We start from the raw sequence: 19822 nt of genomic DNA, 5'->3' as shown, positions 1-19822 counted from the left end.
ACTTCCTTCTCAACGCGCTCGGCGCGGGGTTCCGAAAGACGGGAGCCGAAAGGGCGGGGCTCCGACCCGAAACAGAAGAGCACACCGACTAAAAAAGTGCAACGACTCAACTTTTCTATTCGATCCACATGCGGCTAGAGTGGTCCCGTGAGCGAGACGATGGGGCGCCGTGAGCGCAAGAAGGCCGCCACCCGCCAGGCGTTGGCGGACGCGGCCCTGAGGCTGTTCCTCGACCGTGGCTTCGACCAGGTGAGCGTGCGGGACATCGCGGAGGCCGCCGACGTCTCCACCACCACGGTCTTCAAGCACTTCCCCAGCAAGGAGGCCCTGCTCTTCGACCTGGACTCCGACCGGGAAGCCGCCCTCATAGCCGTCGTGCGCGACCGGCCCGAGGGGATGTCCATCCCCCGGGCCCTGCGCGAGCACACGCTGCGGATGCACTCCGACGGCGCGGGCGACCCCGAGATGGCGCGGTTCGTCGAGCTGACGGAGAGCACCCCGGCGCTGCGTGAGTACGGCCGCCGCATGTGGATGCGCCACGAGGCCGCTCTCGCCGCCGCCGTCGCCGAGGCCACCGGCGCCCCCGAGGACGACCCCGGATGTGCGGCGCTCGCCCACTTCGCGCTGGAGACCGTCAGCTTCGCCCGGGGCCGGGCCGACGCCCGGCAGGCCATCGAGGCCGCCTTCGCCCTCCTCGAACGCGGCTGGCCCGCGGCCGGTTAGCGATGCCCACCGCGGCGTCCGGGCCCGTTTGCGGACTTGGCGCAAGTTTCGGGCGGATGCCGGATGCGGGGGCACGAGGGCGTTAGCGTCTGTCGCTATGCGGTGGGCCGGTGTGATCGACAGCGTGACCAGGACCGTCGGCGGGCCGAAGGGCCGGTGGCCGGCGGCGCCGGCGCGGCATCGGCGGTGGCTGGTGGTGGCCGCCGTCGCGGCGCTCCTCGTCCAGATGGCCGTCGCGATGGTCACCACGGCGGTGGAGCAGACGCCGACCATCGACGAGCCCGTGTACGTCGGCGCGGCGGTGGACTCCCTGCACCATCACCGGGTGCGCTACAACCCCGAACACCCCCCGCTGGGCAAGCTCATCGTCGCGACGGGGGTGGCGTTCGCCCGGCCGCACCTCGACGCCGGTTTCACCGGTGACCAGACGGCGCTCGGGCGGCATGTGCTGTACGAGGCGGGCAACGACCCCTGGCGGCTGATGCTGTGCGCACGGTTGCCGATGATCGCGCTGACGCTGCTGTTCGGGCTGGTGGTGTTCGCGTCCGCCCGCGAACTGACCGGCCCCGTGGGCGGAACGGTGGCTCTCGCCCTGTACACCTTTTCGCCGGACGTCATCGCGCACGGCTCGCTCGCCACACTCGACGTACCGGCGGCCGGTTTCCTGCTCACGTCGGTCTGGCTGCTGTGGCGGGCACGGCGGCGGCCACGATGGCACCTGCCACTCGCCGGGGTGGCGCTCGGCGCCGCCCTCGCCACGAAGATGAGCATGCTGGCCGCGGTCCCGGTGCTGCTGCTCCTGACCGTGCTCTCGGTCTGGTACGCCCGCCGCACCCACCACCGCACACCGCGCGACCAGGTGCGGTCGCTCGGCATCGGAGTGGCGGCGGCGGTGGCCATGGCGCTGATCGCGGTGGCCGTGGTGTGGGCCACTTACCTGCTGGTCGACCCCCGGCTGCGCTGGACGCCCACCGGGCCGGTGCCCGCCGTCCAGGGCTTGCGCGGGCTCGCCGTCCAGTGGCTGCCGCTCCCGGAGGCGTACCGCGACGGGATGCGCATCCAGTTCGGCTTCGAGCAGGACACCTGGCGTGGCTTTCTGCTCGGCCGCCGCTACCTCGGGTCGCTGTGGTACTACCTGCCCGTCGCGCTGCTGGTGAAGACGCCCCTGGGCATGCTGGCGCTCTGGTCGGCCGGGGCGGTCACGATGCTGGTGGTGCCCCGGCTGCGGCCCGCCGCGCCGTATGTGCTCGTCCCCGCGGCCGTGCTGCTGCTCGCCGCCCTGGACGGGGCCCGCAACCTCGGGGTGCGGTACGCCATCTTCCTGCCGATGTTCCTGGCGGTCGCGGCGGCCGGCCTGATGGCCGTGCGGCGTCGATGGGCGTACGGGGTCACGCTGGCGCTGGTGCTGTTCGTCGCGGTCAGTTCGCTGCGGACGTATCCGTACTACCTGCCGTACTCCAACGAGGCGTTCGGCGGGCCGTCCCGAACCCATCTGCGGCTGCACGACTCGAACGTCGACTGGGGGCAGGACCTGGGACGGCTGGCCGACCGCCTCCGGGACCGCTACCGGGGCGAGCGGATCTGGCTCGTCTACAAGGGCAGCGGTGTGCCGTCCGCCTACGGCATCCACGCCTCCGACCCACGCCGGGCCGCCCCGGACGAGGTGCGCGGGCTGCTGGTGGTCTCGGACTCCTCGATCGCCCAGGCCACCGGTCGGCTGGCGGCGCTGATCGACGGCAGCCGGCCGATCGACGAGGTCGGCCACTCGATCACCATCTACCGCCGCTGACCGCCCACCGCCATGTCATGACATCTCTCACACCGGGCGCCGGAGTAAAGAGGGCGTAGCGGCGCATATCGACTAGGCGCCATAGTGGGCTTTATCTGCTCTGTCGGACATGGCGGATTCCGTATCGCCCCGGCCCCGGCATTTCGGGCCCGCCACCCACTCGCCTGGTTGCCCGGGATTTCTGATGGCGTGTCGGGCCACCGTGGCCTTCCCCGGAACCCGCTCAGCATGACTCGCCACTGAGCGCAAGTTTTGTCCTCGCCACGAACTCGTGTCGTACGAACACGTGTGTTGCCCGGGTGGCGGACGGCTCCAAGAATGACGGGCCTCAACCGAGTGTGAGGTCCCGAATGAGCAAGCACCGCAGCAGCACGACGCACCGCCGCAAGATAGCCATCGCCACGCTCGCCGTGGCCGCCGTGGGCGTTCCCTCGGCCGCGATGGCATCGCAGTACACCGCCCCCGCGCGCTCCCACTTCGCCCCCGCGCGCTCCCACTCCGCCACCCCTACGAGCTCCCCCTCCGCCCCCTCCACGAGCTCCCCCTCCCCCTCCGCCACCTCCGCATCCGCCACTGACCAGCAGGAAGTGGTGGACCTGGTCAACAGCGAGCGCAGCAAGGCCGGTTGTAAGCCGCTGACCGTGAACGAGAAGCTGACCAAGGCCGCCCAGGACCACAGCGCGGACATGGCGGCCCACCGCAATATGTCGCACACCGGCTCCGACGGCTCCTCCCCGGGTGACCGGATCGAGCGCGCGGGCTACTCCTGGCGCGCCTACGGCGAGAACGTGGCCTACGGCTATGACTCGCCCAAGAGCGTCATGGCGGGCTGGATGAACAGCTCCGGCCACAAGGCCAACATCCTGAACTGCGACTTCAAGGAGATCGGCGTCGGTCTGGCGCAGCCCGGCAACTACTGGACGCAGGACTTCGGCACCGCCCGATAGCTCATCCCTCGGATGTCCGGGGCAACCGGCCCAGCCCCAGCGGGGCGGGTGGCGGGAGGGGGCGGGCCGGTTCGGCCCGCCCCGCCTCGAAGGACCGCAGGAGGTGGGCGACCAGCCGCCGGGACGCGGCCGGTGCGGTCGCGGCGTCGCCGATGACACCTTTGTTGGCCAGGAAGACGAGGCTCAGGTCGGACACGTCGAAGTCCTCGCGCAGTCGCCCCGCGGCCTTGGCGCGCCGGACCACCTCGGCGAAGCCCTCTTCGATCCGCAGCCGCTCCCGCTCGAAGCCGACCGTGTCGGGGAGCGACAACAGCAAGGCGTCGTTGAACTCCCGGTCCTGCGTCTGCGAAGCACACACCGTCTCGATGGTCCGGCGGAAGGCCCGCCATGCGTCGTCGTCGGCCAGGGCGTCGTCGACGATCGTCGCACAGGCGGCGAACTCGTCCGAGAACACCTCCGTGACCAGCGCCTCCCGGGTGGGGAAGCGCCGGTAGAGCGTGGCCACCCCGACCCCGGCATGACGGGCGATGGTGGCCATCGGCACATCGAGCCCACGCGAGACGAACAGCGCCCGGGCCGCTTCGAGGACACGCCGGCGGTTGGACGCCGCGTCGGACCGCAACCCCGGACCTCCGGTGTCCCGAACACCGCTGTCGGGCGCTATCTGAGAAACGTGAGCAGGCATGTTTCTCACCTTACGCCGACCGGGCGGTTTCCCCCTTTGCGCGCATTAGCGTGGCGGCAACCCCGATGTGCGAAAGGGACGATGAGGGCGATGAGCGAGATGCGCGCGGCGCGGTACGACCGGTACGGACCTCCCGAGGTGCTGTACGAGGGCACACTGCCGAAGCCGGTGGCCGGTCCGCGGGAGGTGCTGGTGCGGGTGCACGCCACGAGCGTGAACGGCGGCGAGCTCTCGGGCCGGGCGGGCAAGCTGAAGCTGGTAACCGGGCGGAAGTTCCCCCAGGGCACCGGTGTCGACATCGCCGGAGAGATCGCCGAGGTGGGCTCCTCCGTGCGCCATCTCGCGGTGGGCGAGCGGGTATGGGGCGCGATGCCGCACCTGAGGTTCGGGGCGGCCGCCGAGTATGTGGCCGTCCGGCCCCGTCAGCTCTCCTACGCCCCCGAGGGGATCGATCTGGTCCGGGCGGCGGCCCTGCCCGGGGTCGGCACCACGGCCATCACGGCACTGCGCGACAAGATCGGCCTGATGAGTGGCGAGCGGCTGCTGGTGCGTGGCGCGGCCGGCGGTGTCGGCAGCGTCGCCGTCCAGCTCGGACACGCGCTCGGCGCCCATGTCACCGCGCTCGCCGGCGCGAAGACGCTCGACCTCGTCCGGGAGCTCGGAGCCGATGAGGCGCATGACTACCGGACCACCGGCCCGGCCGCTCTCGGGCCGTTCGACGCCGTGCTGGACACGGTGGGCACCGAGCTCGGTGCGTACCGCGGGCTGCTGTCGCCCGGCGGTCGCATGGTGTCCATCGCCTTCGACGCAGACCGTCCGCTGTCTTGGCTGGGCTCCATCCTCGTCTCCACCCTGCACGGCTCACGGCGGGTGCGGGCCTTCTCCGGCAATCCCACTCATGAGCTTTTCGCGGACCTCGCCGCGTATGTGGAGAACGGGGCGATCCGGCCGGTCGTCGACACCGTCCATCCGCTCTCCGACATCGGAGAGGCCCATCGCGCCTTGGAAGCCGGCGGTGTCCGCGGCAAACACGTCATCCAGGTGAAATGAGGCCATAAGACAGAGGAACGCCCCGGCTGCCTTGACGGCCGGGGCGTTCCTCGGCGTATATTGGGGATTTCCTTTGCTATTGCATTTACGGCATAAGGAAACCTGATGAAGTCATCGTATCCCGGCGGGAGTCGAATTGTCAAACGAGGAATGGGACCGTGAGCAAGAATTCCTTGATCTGCTCAACGGGCGCCTCGCCGAGCTCAGGGCACGAGCCGAGGAGTCGGTGACCGAGGCACTGTCCTTGGAGGGCACCACCTTCCAGGCGCGGCTGGAGCGCGATGTGCTGGTGGCCGAGCGGTCCGGGCTGCTCGCCGCGTTCGAGGCGGGGGAGCGGGGGCTGTGTTTCGGCCGGCTGCTGTTCCGCGACGACCGCGACTACCACATCGGCCGCATCGGCATCCGGCGCGATGACGCGGACCGCACCCCGCTGGTCATCGACTGGCGGGCCGATGTGGCCCGTCCGTTCTACCTCGCCACCGGGCACACCCCCATGGGGCTGCGCCGCAGGCGCCACATCACCACCGAGGGACCCAAGGTCACCGGGTTGCACGACGAGATCCTGGACCTCTCGGACACCATACGGACCGGGCATGAGGGATCCGACGCGGACGCCGTGCTGCTCGCCGCGCTCGACGCCGCCCGCACCGGCCGGATGCATGACATCGTGCAGACCATCCAGGCCGAACAGGATCAGATCATCCGCGCTCCGCACCACGGCGTCCACGTCGTGGAGGGCGGCCCCGGCACCGGCAAGACCGTCGTCGCGCTGCACCGCGCCGCGTATCTGCTCTATGCGCACCGGGAGTCGCTGGCCCGCCGCGCGGTGCTGATCGTCGGGCCCAATCCGGCGTTCCTCGGCTACATCGGCGAGGTGCTGCCCTCGCTCGGCGAGACCGGTGTGCTCCTGGCCACGCTCGGCGAGCTCTTCCCCGGTGTGACGGCCACCGGGACCGACACCCCCGAGGCCGCCGAGGTCAAGGGCCGCCCGGAGATGGCGGATGCGCTGGCCCGCTTCGTACGGGCCCGGCAGACGCTGCCCGACCCCGCGATCGTCATCGAGCACGACGACGGCGATCTGGTGCTGGACAGGGACATCGCGTCCGAGGCGGGCCACAAGGCACGGGAGACCGGGCTGCCGCACAACCTCGCCCGTCCGCACTTCGCGTTCCGTGTCATCGACGCCCTCACCGACCAGCTCGTGGACCGGATCGGCGCGGACCCCCTCGGCGGGCCCAACCTCCTCGGCGCGGACGACGTCGCCCAGCTCGGCAAGGCCATCGCGGTCAACCCCGAGGTGCACGCGGCCATCGCGGAGCTGTGGCCGGCCCTCACCCCGCGGCAGCTCGTGGCCGACTTCCTCGGCGACCCCGTCCACCTCTCCGACGCCGACGCCGCCGCGATCCGCCGCACCGACGGCGAATGGACCCCCGCCGACGTCCCGTTGCTGGACGAGGCGGCCGAACTCCTCGGCCATGACGACGCGGCGGCCCGCGCCGCCGCGGAGGCCGAGCGCCAGGAGCGCATCGAGTACGCACAGGGTGTGCTCGACCTCTCCTACGGCTCCCGCACCCTGGAGTTCGAGGACCGCGAGGACGAGGAGTCGGAGGTGCTGGCCGCCCACGACCTCATCGACGCCGAACGGCTGGCCGACCGCGCCGAGGAGCGCGACCACCGCAGCGCCGCCGAACGCGCCGCCGCCGACCGCACCTGGGCCTTCGGCCACATCATCGTGGACGAGGCCCAGGAGCTGTCCGCGATGGCGTGGCGGCTGCTGATGCGGCGCAGCCCGACCCGTTCGATGACCCTGGTCGGCGACCCCGCGCAGACCGCGGAGCCGGGCGGCTGCGGCTCCTGGTCCTCGATCCTGGAGCCGTACGTCGGCGACCGCTGGGAACACAGCCGGCTCGGCGTCAACTACCGCACCCCGACCGAGATCATGGACATCGCGGCGCGGGTGGCCCGTACCGTCGACCCCGCCTTCCAGCCCCCGCGCTCGGTCCGCGCCACCGGGGTGCGGCCGTGGGCGGAGCACACCGGCGATCTGCCCGGCGCGGTGGCCTCGGCCGTGGTGCGGGAGACCCGCGCCGAGGGCCGTCTCGCGGTGATCGCCCCGAAGGACCGCCATGACGCGCTGTCAGCCGCCCTCCCGCAGGCGTCCACCGGCCGGTCCCCGGACCTGACCAGCGCGGTGGTGCTGCTCGACCCCCGGCAGGCCAAGGGGCTGGAGTTCGACACCGTGATCGTGGCCGAGCCCGCGGAGTTCGGCACCAGCGACCTCTATGTGGCGCTCACCCGGGCCACCCAGCGGCTGGGCGTGGTGCACACCGGCCCGCTCCCGGAGGGCCTGCGCGACCTGGCCGACGCGGCGGATCCGGCCGCCCCCGCCGACCTGCCCGACGCGGCCGGTCACGAGGCGGCCGACGGCTCCGAGAGGCGCGGCTGACCGCCTTCGACGGCCGGCCGTGGTGCCACGGCCGGCCCGTCGTGGGTCACGAGGAGCAGTTCTCGCTGGATCCGCTGGAGTTCACCCGCAGCGCTCCGCCGGAGGTGTTGGCGCTGTCGGCGAGGCAGTAGCCGGACACGTTCTGGACGACGACGTCCGCCGGGCTGTCGCTGCCGCGCTGTGCGGTGAAGTGGTCGAACCGCAGCGCGCTCCCGGAGTTGGCGATGACCGCCGGACGTCCGTCGTTCTTGGCGAACCGCACCGAGCTGTCGTTGAAGGTGATGTGATCCGCGTTGTGCAGATACCAGCCGAAGGCGGGACGGGTGCCGATGCTCTTCGGGTTGTAGTCGCCGGAGTCATTGCTGGGGACAGCGGTGGACATGGTGCCGTTGCCGCCGGGCACGGTGAGATTGACGTTGTTGAAGGTCACACCGCTGATGTGGTTGCCACCGGACTCGCCCCACAGCGTCGGGCTGAAGGAGGGGGTGTTCCCGGTCCCGGTGATGTTGTCGTAGGTGATGTCGCTGATGTGGCCGACTCCCGGATTTCCGCCACACCGTTTTCTTGTCCCGATCTTCTGCATGATGGGGGAGTGCACATTGGTCATGGTGATGTCGCGGTAGTGCACATCGGAGATGTTGGCGCCGTCCATCGAGACCATGCCGAGCCCGGACTTGTCCGCACCGGTGATGGTGATGCCCTGGAAGTTGTAGTCCGAGAAGTCACCACAGGTCTCGGAGCCGAACATCAGGGCGTTGCAGCACTTCGCGGAGAGATGTGAATCGGTCACCTTCACATGGCCGTTGGACAGCTTGGCGCCCAGGGCGTAGTCGCTCTTGAAGGCGAGCGCGTCGTCGTTGGCGGCGATATCGGCATGGGTGATGGTCACATTGGTGGTGCTGATGATGTTCCAGCCGTCGCGGTCGCTCGCCGTGTCGATGGTGAGGTGGTCCGAGGTCACGTTCTTGCAGCCGTTGATGAGGGCCGCGAAGTGGCCACCGCGCCGCAGGGTGATCCCGTCGAGGGTCAGTCCGTCACAGCGGGTCAGCGAAATGATCTTGTCCGCCTCGCCGGAGTCGGGGGTGCCGGTGATGAGGTTGCCCGCGCCGTCGATGGTGCCCGAACCGGTGAACCCGATGTTGGTGAGCTTGTCGCCGTAGAACATCGCGTTGTGGAAATGGCTGTGGCCGTAGTCCTGGTAGTCGTCGTTCGGATTGGACTCGGGCTTGTCATAGGTGTCCGCGCTCGAACCGAGGATCGTGGCCCCGGAGTCCAGTTGGAGGGTCACCTCGCTCTTGAGGTGGACGGTGTTCTTGGACTTGTACTGTCCGGACGGGAAGCGGACGATTCCGCCTCCGGCGCTGTTGGCCGCCGTGATGGCCTTCTCGATGGCGCCGGAGTCATTGGACGAACCGTCGGCCTTGGCGCCGTAGTCCATCACGCTGAACACCGGTGCCGCGGCGGTGACCGTCTCCTGTGCGGGGGCGGCGGCCGCCTGCGGCACTTGCGATAACCCGAAGACGGCGGTGAGGGCGAGCGCCGCGCCTGCGGCGAGTCTCTTCATCTCTCGTTCTCCTTCTCCTGTGGAGCCGTGGAGATCCGACGTGTTGGAAGGTCTGAACCTGATTGAGCTGCGAGAATCCCTCTGGTGGGGCGACTTCTGTCTATGCCGGACCAGAAAGGTAGGATCTCTCTCCTTCTGTGGAAGGTAACAGGCGGATCCGAGCTGTCAATGGCCTCAGCCGCCACGACCGCCTCCCCGGCCGTCGATCGCCTACGATCCCGCCGTGGCCCCCTTCCGTATCGAGCGGCGCTCCGCACTGCCCGTCGACGAGACCTGGCGACGGCTCACCGACTGGCCGCGCCACGGCGCCCATGTGCCGCTGAGCGACGTCACCGTGCGTCCGGCGGGACCGACCCGGGTGGGCACCGTGGTCGTGGTGCGCACGGGCGTCGGCCGCGCCGGATTCGACGACCCCATGGAGGTCGTGCGCTGGGACCCGCCCGCCGGGGACACTCCCGGAAGTTGCAGGCTGGAGAAGCGCGGCTCGGTGGTCCTCGGATGGGCCGAGATCGAGGTGCGCCGCCGGGACGGCGGATCCGAGGTGGTATGGCGCGAGGAGGCGCGACTCCGGGGGCTGCCCCGCCTGTTCGACCCGCCCACGGTCTGGTCCGGCCGCCTGCTCTTCGGCCGGGTGGTCGACGCGTTGCTCAAGGGATGACCCGCTTCCGGCGGTGGCCCCGTCCGTGCCGGGTGCCCCGGCCCGCCGGTGGCCGCGCCCCTGTAGGGCGCCTGAGCCCCAAGTGGCCCGACCGGTACCGCGTTTGACGACCGTTGGCGGGGTCGATCATCCGGGCGCGTCGCTGGGTAGGGATACGCCGGGCCCCGCCGCGGGCTCGCTCCGCGCACGGCACACCGCACACTGCCCCCGCACCACCGCAAGGCACCGCACCGCCCCCGAAGGCTCCCGAACGCCACGGAGGAGATGTCCCATGCGCAGTCGCTCCAGAACCCTGGCACCCGTCACGGTGCTGTTCACCCTGCTCGCCCTGCTGTTGCCCACCGGCGCGGTCGCCACCGCGTCCGCCACCACGGCCACCGCCGACGGACCGCTGCCGGTCGTCACCCCGCGCCCGCAGGAGATGTCCCGTATTGGAGCGGACGTTCACGTCCCCTCCCGCGTCCGCCTCGTCATATCGGATGGTGTGGACCGTCCGACCCGCGATCTGGTCACCTCCGTGCTGCGCCGCGCGGGGGCCTCGCGGATCCAGGACGGCCCCGGGCCGAAGCTGACCGTGACCGTCGGCCGGATCGCCGATCCACGGGTCGCGCGGGCACTCCGGGCCGCCGGGGGCCGGGTGCCCGGCCCGCTGCCCGCCGAGGGCTACGCGCTCGCCGCCGGACGCGGCTCGGTGGCGCTCGCGGGCGCCGACTCGGACGGGACGTACTACGCGGCGCAGACGCTGCGTCAGCTCGTGTCCGGCCACCGCACGATCGCGTCCGTCTCGGTCACCGACCATCCGCTGATGCCGCTGCGCGGGGTGATCGAGGGCTTCTACGGAAGCCCCTGGACCCACGCCGAGCGCATGGACCAACTGGCGTTCTACGGGGACGTCAAGATGAACACCTACATCTACGCGCCGAAGGACGACCCCTACCACCGCGAGAAGTGGCGCGAGCCATATCCGGCCGCCAAACTCGTCGAGCTCGGCGAGCTCGTCCGGCAGGCCACCGACCACCATGTGCGGTTCACCTTCGCCGTCTCCCCGGGCAACTCCATCTGCTACAGCGACCCCTCCGACCTCGCCGCGCTGGAGGCCAAGCTGGACGCGGTCTACGACCTCGGGGTGCGCAGCTTCTCCATGCCGTTGGACGACATCAGCTACACCCGCTGGAACTGCGAATCCGACCGCGCCACCTACGGAAACCCCTCGTCGGAGGCCGCCGCCAAGGCCCAGTCCGACCTGCTCAACACGGTGCAGAAGACGTTCCTGGACGAACGGGCGGACACCAGGCCGCTCCAGATGGTGCCCACCGAGTACGGGGACGTCACCGACAGCCCGTACAAGCGTGTCCTGCGCGAGCGGCTGGACTCGCGGGTCGAGGTGATGTGGACCGGAACCGATGTGGTGCCGCCGCGGATCACCGTGGCCGACGCGGAGCGGGCCGCCACCGTGTGGGGGCGCAAGGTCTTCGTCTGGGACAACTACCCGGTCAACGACTACGGCCAGGCCGAGGGTCGGCTGCTGCTCGCGCCGTACGGCGCCCGTGAGCCCGGACTGCACCGGCGGCTCTCCGGCCTGGTCCTCAACCCGATGAACCAGGCCGCCGCCAGCAAGGTCGCCCTCTTCGGCGGAGCGGACTTCGCCTGGAACGACACCGGCTACGACGCCACCCGCACCTGGGAGGCCGCCGCCCGCTACCTCGCCGGGGACGGCCCCGGCGCGCACCCGGGCCGTACGGACGGAACCGTTCGCTCGCTGCTGGCCTTCTTCGACACCCAGCACCTCGCACCCACCTTCGGCGCCGAACCCTGGCAGCCGCAGGCCCCCGAACTCGCCGCGCGGCTCGACCGGTTCCACACCGCCTGGGAGGCGGGGCACGAGCGAGCGGCCCTGCGGGAGCTGCGCCCGTACGCCCGGCTGCTCGCCGCCGCGCCCGAGCGCATCAGAGCCGGTGCCGCGGACCGGGGATTCGTGGCGGACAGCGCGCCCTGGCTGGACGCGCTGACGCTGTGGGGGCGCGCCTTCGAGCGCACCCTGGACGCGCTGGGCGCCCGACTCGACGGCGATGACGCCCAATCCGCGCGGTGGTTCGCCGAGGCGGCGGCCGACGCGCGGCGGGCCGGGGAGATCCGCACCATCCCGGGCGAGACCCGCCCCGAGGGCCCGGTGCGCATCGCCGACGGAGTCCTCGATACCTTCATCACCGAGACCGCCGAAGGGGTCTGAGCCGTCGAAGCGGTTGTATTTACCACCCGTTAGAGTGGTGACGCTGGGATGATCATGCACTACGCTCCGTAGTATGGGGGTACCGGGGGAAGGTATGGAGCGAGGGACCGCCGTGGTGATCGGCGGAGGTCTCGCCGGGCTGCTGGCCGCATGGGCGCTGCGGGGATATGCCGAGCGCATTGTCATAGTCGAGCGTGACCGCTATCCCGAGGGGCCCGCGTTCCGCTCGGGCGTTCCGCAGGCGCGCCACGCACATCTGCTGCTCGAGGCCGGGCATCGGGCGCTGGAGGAGCTGATGCCCGGCGCGCGCGAGGAGTTGCTGACCGCCGGCGCGGTGCGGGTTCCGATGTCGGGCGTGCGCTGGCTCAGCGCGGCCGGGTGGCTCGCGAAGTACGAGAGCGAGGTCGCGTTCCTCTCCTGCACCAGACCGCTGCTCGACCATACGGTGCTGCGCCGGGTGCGCGGCGAGCCCTCGGTGCGATGGCTGGAGAACACCGACGTCGTCGGACTCCTCGGCACCCCGGGTGAGCTGACGGGCGTCCAGATCCGGGCGCGGGGCGACGCCCGCGCCCGGGTGCGCCAGCTGCGCGCGGAGATGGTGGTCGACGCCTCCGGGCGCACCTCCTCGGTCCCGTCCTGGCTGGCCCGGCTGGGCTGTCCGCCCACCCCCGAGGAGCGCGTCGACGCGGGGGTGTCGTACGCCAGCCGGATGTACCACCGTCCCGCCGGGGCGGATCCGGGTTTCGACGCGCTCTACCTGCAGACCAAGGCCCCCGACGCGCCCAGGCTCGGCGTGGTGCTGCCCGTGGAGGACGGCCGGTGGATCGCCAGCGTCGGCAGTATGCGGGGAGCGCAGGCCGAGCCGGGGGCGTCCGGTTTCGACCGGCAGCTGCGGCTGCTGCGGGACCCGAGCCTGCGCGAGCTGCTGGCCGCGGCCGAGCCCGCCGGTGCGGTCCGCGGCTTCTGGCCCGGCCCCGGTGTGCGGCGGCACTACGAGCGCCGGGCGCCGCGGGGGCTGGTCGTCATCGGCGACGCCGTGTGCACCTTCAACCCGGTCTACGGTCAGGGCATCACCGTGTCCGCGCTCGGCGCCCGCGCTCTGCGGGCCGCCGCCGAGCGCCACGGCGGAATCGGCCACGGTGCGGCGCGCACCGCCCGTAAGGGCATCGCGGCCGCCACGGACACCGCGTGGCTGCTGTCCTCCAGTGAGGATGTGCGCTTCCCCACCACCACGGGCGGCCCCGCCGGAGTGATGGTGCGGGCCCAGCACCGCTATCTGGACCGGGTCATCCGGCGTGCCACCGTCGACCCGGGGGTCTGCAAGGCCCTGCACGAGGTGATGTCGATGGTCGCCGCGCCCGCCGCGCTGATGCGCCCCGCCGTCCTCGGAGCCGTGCTGCGCGGGGGAGGGAGGGGCCGACCCGCATCCCCCTAGTGATCGTCGCGGATCCCGGACGGTGCCTGGTCGGCCGCCCTAGCATCGACAGCATCCGGGTGTTGTGACGCCACCCGCACCCATGCCCCGACGACATGTCAATGGACCAGACGGCCCTTTCAGGAGCACAGCGTGCGCGCGACTTTTGCGGATTTCACCATCGATCCGCCTCGATTCGGCAATGGCACGGCCCGGTACATACGGTGCCATCCCGACCGGGACCGTCTCGCGATCGGCGCGGGCGGACGAGTCGAGCTCGACTTCGCGCTGGACGGCGGCGAACTGCCGGAGCAGCTGACGCTGACCCTGATCGCGCGGGTCTCACCGCTGGGGGAGTCCCTGGGATGGGCGCCCATCGACATCTCCGTCAACGGGCAAGCGGTGATCTCGCGGTTCACCGTGCCCGGTGGCGCCCGCCCCCGGGAGGTGGCCTTCGCGGTCCCCGGTGAGGCGCTGGTGGCGGGCCTGAACACGCTGTGCGTCCGGGGCTGCGCCGAGGCGCGCGGGCTGCTCTGGCTGTACCGGATCACCGTCGAGCCGTCCCGCATCTGCGCCCGGATGCACCTCATGGCGGAGGAGCGCCCCGCCGAGGCGGCGGTGTGCGCCTACCGCACCGAGTGGCGCGCCCCGGGCTCCGCCGAATGGCGGCCCGCACCGCGGCTGCTGGTCCATCTCGACCGGGGCGAGGGCTCGCTGCCGGTCCGGCTCGCCTGGCGCGGACAGGACGGCGCGGAGTCGTCGATCGGCTTCCAGCCCGCGATGACGGAGTTCTACGGACACCGCAGGGCCGCTGACGGCACGCTCACCGAGTACCGGGGGGTGCTGGAGGGCCGCTCACCGCTGCGGGACAGCGCGCTGGCGGAGGTGATGCACCGCTTCCGCACGGTGGAGGGTTGCGGGTCCGGGGGCCCGGGGCTCCGCCAGGAGCTGCGCCTGCTGATCGAGGACGGGGGGCCGCCCGTCGAGCGGGTGATGTGGGGCGATCCGTCCGGCCACTCGGGCACGGTGTCGCTGCTCGCCGCCGAGCCCGGTCCGGAGGCCGAGGTGACCGACCTGGTCATCGAGGTCCGGGCGCACAGCGAGTTCGCCGAGGCGGGCGAGGTCGCGGAGAACCTGCTGCACGACTCATGGCACAAGTGGCTGGGCCATGGCGACCGCGCCTGGCTGGAGTTCACCCTGCGGCGGCCGGTGGCCGTCGGCCACTACGTTCTGACCTCGGCCGACGACGTCCCGGGCCGCGACCCGAAGGACTGGACCCTCAAGGGCTCGGACGACGGGGAGCACTGGGTGGACCTGGACTCCCGCGTCGAGGAGAGCTTCGCGCACCGCCATCAGCCCCGGGGATTCACCTTCGCCGCCACCACGGCCCACCGCCACTACCGCCTGGAGATCACCCGGAACGCGGGGGAGGACCAGATCCAGCTCTCCCAGGTCCGCCTCTTCACCTCCGCCCCCCAGCCGAAGGGGTTCATCGGCCACTACCAGCGGGCGGGCGAGGCGCCCACCGGATACCGCGGCACCTCGGTGTCGGCCGTCCCGGAGCCGGGGTCCGTGACGGCGCCGCCGCGGACCGTCGAGCAGTGGCGGTCCTATCTGGCGGAGTACAGCGCGACCATCCTGCGGGTGGCCGACGAGGAGGAGCTGAGCGAGGTCGACGACGAGCAACGGGCGGCCGGATGGCTCGGGTTCGAGGGCGCGGACGAGGAGAGCGTCCTCGCCCTGGAGGAGCGGCTCGGCACCCGGCTCCCGCCGAGCTACCGCACCTTCCTGGGCGCCTCCGACGGCTGGCTGAACATCAGCCCGTTCATGTGGCGGATGCGCCCGGCCAAGACCGTCGGCTGGCTGCGCGAGGCCGACCCGGAGACCTGGAGCGTCATCCGGGGCGGCGAGGGCGAGGACTGGGACGACACCGCGTTCATGGACCGGGCGCTGCTGGTCTCCGAGGAGGGGGACGCCCAGCACTGGCTGCTGGACCCCGCCGATGTGTCCGAGGACGGGGAGTGGGCCGCGTACATCTGGGCGAGCTGGTACCCGGCTCTGGGGGACCGGCACGCCTCGTTCGCCGAGCTGGTGGCCGAGGAGCGCACCGGCTTCGAGGACCAGGCGGCCCATGAGGTGCGCATGGGACGTCCCGGGACCGCCGAGGATCTGGTGGCCGAGGGCAGGGCGCAGGCCCTGCGGGGCGAGGTGCGCATGGCGATGGCCACCTTCGAGCAGGCCGCGGTCAAGGGTTCGGGCGCCGGTGCGTATCTGGGCATCATCCTGGGGGCGTTCCTCGACATCAGCGCCGCCCACCACTGGATACGCACCGGCATCCTCGGGGACCCGCGCGTCATCGAGGCGATCGGCATGGAGCAGTTACGGGCCGAGGCCGCCCCGCTCTATCTGCGCTGCGCGGCCGAGGAGTGGACCGGCACCCCCGGCGGCTATCTCTCGGCCCTCGGCGACATCCTGCCGCGGCTCCCCGACGGCGTGGACGGTGTCGTGGGCGCGGGCGGTGTGGCCGCGAGCGGCGCCGCCACCGAGGGCGACGACAGCACCGCCTGGATGGCCAGGGCCGCCGCCTTCGCCCCGCCCGCCCTGCCCGAGTCCCGCACCTTCCAGCAGGCCCTGGACCTGGCCAGGGCGCTGGCCGACCGCGGCGCCACCGATCAGTCCTGGGCCGTGCTCGAGGCCGCCCTGCCGCACTGGCACTGCGACTCCCCGCACCGCATCGCCCCGGTCGTCCTGCTCACCGATCCGGCCTTCCGTGAGGTGGTCACCCCAGCCCGGGCCCGTCGCGTCGTCACCACGCCCCGCGGGGAGTTCCGCGAGTAGCGCCCGGCTTCGTACGGGCCCGCGCTTCTCGGACATGGCCTCCTAGAGCCTGCCGCCGGCCGCCGGAAGGCCGTCCAGGAGGGTGCCGAGCGCGGACGTGACCAGCGCGCACACCTCGTCCGGGTCCGCGTCCGCCAGCGGCTCCTTGCCCACCAGCACCCGCATCATCCCTATGCCGAGCAGCCAGGACAGCGCCAGATCCGCCCGCAGTTCGTGGTTGTCGGCGCTGGACAGGGAGGCCAGCACCCGCGCGTAGTCGTCGCTGATGGCGCGCACCGCCGTACCGATCTCGTCGCCGCTGTCCACCGAGCGCAGCAGCGTGGCCAGCGCGCGGCTGCCCGGTTCCCTGCCGCCGTGGCCCAGCAGCCCGCGCAGGGCGGCCTCCAGCAGCTCATGGGGTGGGGTGGTGCGCAGCTGCTCCTCCCCGTTGTGCGCGATCACCTCGCCGAACAGCGCTCTCTTCGAGCCGAAGTAGCGGAACAGCAGCGCCTGGTTGACCCCCGCGAGATCGGCGATGTCCCGGACCGTCGCCCGTTCGTAGCCCCGCTCGGCGAACAGCGCCACCGCGGCCTCCAGCAGCCGCCGACGTGTGTTCCGCGCGTCCCGGCGCTGCCCCTCGGACACGGTCGTCCCCATCACGACACCCCTCTCGTCTGCCTCCGGCGATTCCCTTCGGCCCGTCAGATCAACGGCGCAAAGGGGCCGTTGACCGTACCAGCCGCCGCCTCCTAGCTTTGTAAGCACGTGCTTACGCAAGGGAGATCACGGTGACCACAGCGGAGACCACACCCCTCGCCTACCCCTTCAACTCCGCCGAGGGGCTCGCGCTCAGCGAGGCGTACGACCAGGCCAGGAACCACATCGGATTACTCCGGGTGCGCATGCCCTACGGTGAGCCCGCCTGGCTGGCCACGCGGTACGCCGACGCCCGGCTGGTGCTCGGGGACCGGCGCTTCAGCCGGGCCGCGGCGCTCCACCACGATGTGCCACGGCAGTCCGAGGGCCGGCGCGACAGCGGCATCCTGACCATGGACCCGCCCGACCACACCCGGCTGCGCACCCTCGTCGCCAAGGCGTTCACCGTCCACCAGGTGGAGAAACTCCGCCCATGGGTAAGGCAGTTGACCCAGGACCTGCTCGACGAGCTCGAGGCCGCGGGGCCACCCGTCGATCTCGTGGACCGCTACGCCCTGCCCATTCCGGTCGGGGTCATCTGCACCATGCTCGGCGTCCCGGAGGAGGACCGGCCCAAGTTCCGCACCTGGAGCGATGCCGCGCTGTCCACCAGCTCCCTGAGCGCCGAGGAGTTCGACCGTAACCGCGATGAGCTGCGCGCCTATATGGCCGGGCTGATCGAGGATCATCGCATCCGCCCGCGGGACGACATCATGACGTCGCTGATCGAGGCGAGGGACGCGGGCGACCGGCTGTCCGAGCTCGAGCTCGTCGATCTGTGCGTGGGCATCCTGGTGGCCGGGCACGAGACCACGGCCACCCAGATCCCCAACTTCGTGCTGACACTCCTGGACCACCCGGACGAACTGCGCCGGCTGCGCGAGGAGCCCGCACTGCTGCACGGCGCCGTCGAGGAGCTGCTGCGCTTCGTCCCGCTGGGCATGGCAGCGTCCTTCCCCCGCTACGCCACCGAGGACATCGAGGTGGGCGGCACCCTGGTGCGCGCCGGGGAGCCCGTGCTCGTCGCCGTCGGCTCGGCCAACCGCGACGCGCTGCGCTTCGACGAGCCGGGCACCCTGAACGTCGCCCGCCCCGCCACCCAGCACCTGGGCTTCGGCCACGGTGTGCACCACTGCCTGGGCGCGCCCCTGGCCCGGCTGGAGCTCCAGGAGGCGCTCGGCGCGCTGATCACCCGCTTCCCGAATCTGCGGCCGGCCGGGGATGTGGAGTGGAAGGGCCAGATGCTGGTCCGCGGGCCCCGTGTCATGCCCATCGGGTGGTGAGCCGGATGACCTGGAAGGCGGAGGTCGACGGCGGCCGGTGCATGGCGTCCGGCATGTGCGCCGGGATCGCCCCCGACCTGTTCGTCCTCGACGAGGAGCACGCCCGGCCGCGACGCGAGGAGGTCCCGGAGGAGGAGCGGGTGCTGGACGTGGCGGACTCCTGTCCCGCGATGGCGATCACCATCCGCGACGGCACCACGACCGTCGGACCGCGTCCCTGAACCCCGTCCCCGAACCCCGTCCGGGAGACCCCGGGTCAGGACTTCTGCGCGACGCCCGCCCAGAAGGACACCTCTGCGTCGGTCACATCGCCGGTCTCCACATGGGAGTCCCTTTCGGCCAGGTCGGCCCGCCAGCGGTGGGGCACCTCCAGGCCCGGTTCGACCAGCTCAAGACCGGTGAAGAAGCGCTCCACCTCGTCCCTGGTGCGGATCTTCCCCTGGATGCCGCCGCTGTGGTACACCTGCACGGTCTTCTGGGTGGCCTCGGGGTCGAAGTCCGGGGTGATGTGGCTCAGCACCAGGAAGGAGCCGGGGGCGAGCGCGTCGACCAGCCGCCGGACGAGGTCGTACGGGCCCCACTCGTCGGGGACGAAGTGCAGGAGCGAGACCAGGCTCAGCGCGACCGGCTGGGACAGGTCCAGCACCTCGGTGAGGTCGGGCGAGGCGAGGATGGCCTCGGGCTCGGTGATGTCCCCGTGCACATAGGCGGTGCGGCCCTCGGGGTGGCTCTTGAGCAGGGCCTGGGCGTGGGCGAGGACGATGGGGTCGTTGTCCACGTAGACGACCCGGGACTCCGGGGCGATCTCCTGGGCGACCTCGTGCAGATTCGGCCGGGTGGGAATGCCGGTGCCGATGTCGAGGAACTGGCGGATGCCCCGCTCGTGGGCGAGGAACCGGACCGCGCGGTGCATCCAGGCCCGGTTGGTCCGGGCGGCGACCATGACACCCGGCCACAGAGTGAGCACCTTGGCCGCGGCCTCACGGTCGGCGACGTAGTTGTCCTTGCCGCCCAGGAAGTAGTCGTACATCCGGGCGCTGTGCGGTCGCCCCTGGTTGAGAGGGGTGTTGGGGGGCTCCGGCCCGCTTCCGGTCTGGGATGCTACCCCTTGCGCGGTCACGTGGTGTTCTCCTCCGTATCCGGGCGCGATCCCTCACGCCGCGGCCGACTGTTCTTCAGGATGGTAACCGCGTGATCGTACGGGGAAGTTGAGGGGCCCGGTGCGGCCGGCGCCATCACGCGCCGGCCGCGCCGCGTTACGAGGCCCGGGTCAGGAGGCCGCGTTGTCCATGCGTTCGCGCAGGCTGCGCGGCCGCATGTCGGTCCACACCTCGTCGACGTACGCGGAGCACTCGTCCCTGGTGCCCTCCTTGCCGACGGCGTGCCAGCCCTCGGGCACCTCGAGGTCGGCGGGCCAGAGTGAGTACTGGTCCTCGTCGTTGCGCAGCACCTGGTAGCGGGTGTTGTCGTCCATGGTCGTTCTCTCCTGTCGGTGATCGGTCGGTGATCGGTCGGTTCGG

The 19822-nt window shown here is 71.5% G+C and carries 16 protein-coding genes; 11 read left to right on the top strand and 5 right to left on the bottom strand.

Annotated elements, in window-relative coordinates; translation table 11 throughout:
- The first annotated feature begins 159 nt into the window (after positions 1-159).
- The 3 genes from ACFXB5_RS05025 to ACFXB5_RS05015 all read left to right on the top strand — a co-directional run bounded on the left by ACFXB5_RS05025 (position 160) and on the right by ACFXB5_RS05015 (position 3459).
- Complete coding sequence (locus ACFXB5_RS05025; RefSeq protein WP_385202538.1) at positions 160-723, top strand: TetR/AcrR family transcriptional regulator; 564 nt, start codon at positions 160-162, stop codon at positions 721-723.
- Between the two features lie 97 nt (positions 724-820).
- Complete coding sequence (locus tag ACFXB5_RS05020; protein ID WP_385202472.1) at positions 821-2512, top strand: phospholipid carrier-dependent glycosyltransferase; 1692 nt, start codon at positions 821-823, stop codon at positions 2510-2512.
- Between the two features lie 350 nt (positions 2513-2862).
- Entirely contained in the window at positions 2863-3459 is a 597-nt protein-coding gene (locus ACFXB5_RS05015) for a CAP domain-containing protein (RefSeq protein ID WP_385202469.1), read from the top strand.
- A 1-nt stretch (position 3460) separates the two neighbouring features.
- Here the strand turns inward: ACFXB5_RS05015 and ACFXB5_RS05010 are convergent, their stop codons facing one another.
- Positions 3461-4144, bottom strand: coding sequence for a TetR/AcrR family transcriptional regulator (locus ACFXB5_RS05010; RefSeq protein ID WP_385202466.1), 684 nt, complete (start codon positions 4142-4144; stop codon positions 3461-3463).
- A 90-nt stretch (positions 4145-4234) separates the two neighbouring features.
- On the opposite strand from ACFXB5_RS05010, the gene ACFXB5_RS05005 reads away from it, so the two are divergent.
- Complete coding sequence (locus ACFXB5_RS05005) at positions 4235-5194, top strand: NAD(P)-dependent alcohol dehydrogenase (protein ID WP_385202463.1); 960 nt, start codon at positions 4235-4237, stop codon at positions 5192-5194.
- A 136-nt stretch (positions 5195-5330) separates the two neighbouring features.
- Positions 5331-7640 carry a HelD family protein gene (locus tag ACFXB5_RS05000; RefSeq protein WP_385202461.1) on the top strand — a complete coding sequence of 770 codons (2310 nt, stop codon included), beginning with the start codon at positions 5331-5333 and terminating at the stop codon, positions 7638-7640.
- Positions 7641-7686: 46 nt separating this feature from the next.
- Here the strand turns inward: ACFXB5_RS05000 and ACFXB5_RS04995 are convergent, their stop codons facing one another.
- Positions 7687-9204, bottom strand: coding sequence for a glycoside hydrolase family 28 protein (locus ACFXB5_RS04995; RefSeq protein ID WP_385202459.1), 1518 nt, complete (start codon positions 9202-9204; stop codon positions 7687-7689).
- A gap of 223 nt (positions 9205-9427) precedes the next feature.
- On the opposite strand from ACFXB5_RS04995, the gene ACFXB5_RS04990 reads away from it, so the two are divergent.
- The 4 genes from ACFXB5_RS04990 to ACFXB5_RS04975 all read left to right on the top strand — a co-directional run bounded on the left by ACFXB5_RS04990 (position 9428) and on the right by ACFXB5_RS04975 (position 16344).
- Positions 9428-9862, top strand: coding sequence for an SRPBCC family protein (locus ACFXB5_RS04990; protein WP_385202457.1), 435 nt, complete (start codon positions 9428-9430; stop codon positions 9860-9862).
- 271 nt (positions 9863-10133) lie between these two features.
- A complete protein-coding gene (locus ACFXB5_RS04985) occupies positions 10134-12092 on the top strand; it encodes a beta-N-acetylglucosaminidase domain-containing protein (protein WP_385202455.1) in 1959 nt (652 codons plus the stop codon).
- 94 nt (positions 12093-12186) lie between these two features.
- On the top strand, positions 12187-13527 hold the full coding sequence (locus ACFXB5_RS04980) for an NAD(P)/FAD-dependent oxidoreductase (RefSeq protein ID WP_385202453.1): 1341 nt from the start codon (positions 12187-12189) through the stop codon (positions 13525-13527).
- Between the two features lie 132 nt (positions 13528-13659).
- Complete coding sequence (locus ACFXB5_RS04975) at positions 13660-16344, top strand: discoidin domain-containing protein (RefSeq protein WP_385202451.1); 2685 nt, start codon at positions 13660-13662, stop codon at positions 16342-16344.
- Positions 16345-16386: 42 nt separating this feature from the next.
- Here the strand turns inward: ACFXB5_RS04975 and ACFXB5_RS04970 are convergent, their stop codons facing one another.
- Positions 16387-16980, bottom strand: a complete 594-nt coding sequence (locus ACFXB5_RS04970; RefSeq protein WP_385202449.1) for a TetR/AcrR family transcriptional regulator — start codon at positions 16978-16980, stop codon at positions 16387-16389.
- 131 nt (positions 16981-17111) lie between these two features.
- Between ACFXB5_RS04970 and ACFXB5_RS04965 the strand changes: the two genes are divergently transcribed.
- Positions 17112-18302 carry a cytochrome P450 gene (locus ACFXB5_RS04965; protein ID WP_385202447.1) on the top strand — a complete coding sequence of 397 codons (1191 nt, stop codon included), beginning with the start codon at positions 17112-17114 and terminating at the stop codon, positions 18300-18302.
- A gap of 5 nt (positions 18303-18307) precedes the next feature.
- Positions 18308-18523: a ferredoxin gene (locus ACFXB5_RS04960; protein ID WP_385202445.1), complete on the top strand. Its 216-nt coding sequence runs from the start codon at positions 18308-18310 to the stop codon at positions 18521-18523.
- A 35-nt stretch (positions 18524-18558) separates the two neighbouring features.
- Here ACFXB5_RS04960 and ACFXB5_RS04955 read toward each other — a convergent pair whose 3' ends face one another.
- Positions 18559-19422 carry an SAM-dependent methyltransferase gene (locus tag ACFXB5_RS04955; protein ID WP_385202444.1) on the bottom strand — a complete coding sequence of 288 codons (864 nt, stop codon included), beginning with the start codon at positions 19420-19422 and terminating at the stop codon, positions 18559-18561.
- 150 nt (positions 19423-19572) lie between these two features.
- Positions 19573-19776 (bottom strand): MbtH family protein, encoded by a 204-nt coding sequence (locus tag ACFXB5_RS04950; RefSeq protein WP_385202442.1) that lies wholly within the window; start codon positions 19774-19776, stop codon positions 19573-19575.
- Positions 19777-19822: the final 46 nt, after the last annotated feature.

The sequence above is a fragment of the Streptomyces sp. NPDC059455 genome (genome assembly GCF_042750115.1).
Lineage (GTDB): Bacteria > Actinomycetota > Actinomycetes > Streptomycetales > Streptomycetaceae > Streptomyces > Streptomyces endocoffeicus.
The sequence above is the reverse complement of the archived record's forward strand: the minus strand, read 5'-3'. Positions and strand labels throughout refer to the sequence as shown.

Coding starts and splice junctions, on each gene's coding strand:
- ACFXB5_RS05025 (WP_385202538.1), top strand. CDS start 160: ATGGGGCGCCGTGAGCGCAAGAAGGCCGCCACCCGCCAGGCGTTGGCG.
- ACFXB5_RS05020 (WP_385202472.1), top strand. CDS start 821: ATGCGGTGGGCCGGTGTGATCGACAGCGTGACCAGGACCGTCGGCGGG.
- ACFXB5_RS05015 (WP_385202469.1), top strand. CDS start 2,863: ATGAGCAAGCACCGCAGCAGCACGACGCACCGCCGCAAGATAGCCATC.
- ACFXB5_RS05010 (WP_385202466.1), bottom strand. CDS start 4,144: ATGCCTGCTCACGTTTCTCAGATAGCGCCCGACAGCGGTGTTCGGGAC.
- ACFXB5_RS05005 (WP_385202463.1), top strand. CDS start 4,235: ATGAGCGAGATGCGCGCGGCGCGGTACGACCGGTACGGACCTCCCGAG.
- ACFXB5_RS04995 (WP_385202459.1), bottom strand. CDS start 9,204: ATGAAGAGACTCGCCGCAGGCGCGGCGCTCGCCCTCACCGCCGTCTTC.
- ACFXB5_RS04985 (WP_385202455.1), top strand. CDS start 10,134: ATGCGCAGTCGCTCCAGAACCCTGGCACCCGTCACGGTGCTGTTCACC.
- ACFXB5_RS04980 (WP_385202453.1), top strand. CDS start 12,187: ATGGAGCGAGGGACCGCCGTGGTGATCGGCGGAGGTCTCGCCGGGCTG.
- ACFXB5_RS04970 (WP_385202449.1), bottom strand. CDS start 16,980: ATGGGGACGACCGTGTCCGAGGGGCAGCGCCGGGACGCGCGGAACACA.
- ACFXB5_RS04960 (WP_385202445.1), top strand. CDS start 18,308: ATGACCTGGAAGGCGGAGGTCGACGGCGGCCGGTGCATGGCGTCCGGC.
- ACFXB5_RS04950 (WP_385202442.1), bottom strand. CDS start 19,776: ATGGACGACAACACCCGCTACCAGGTGCTGCGCAACGACGAGGACCAG.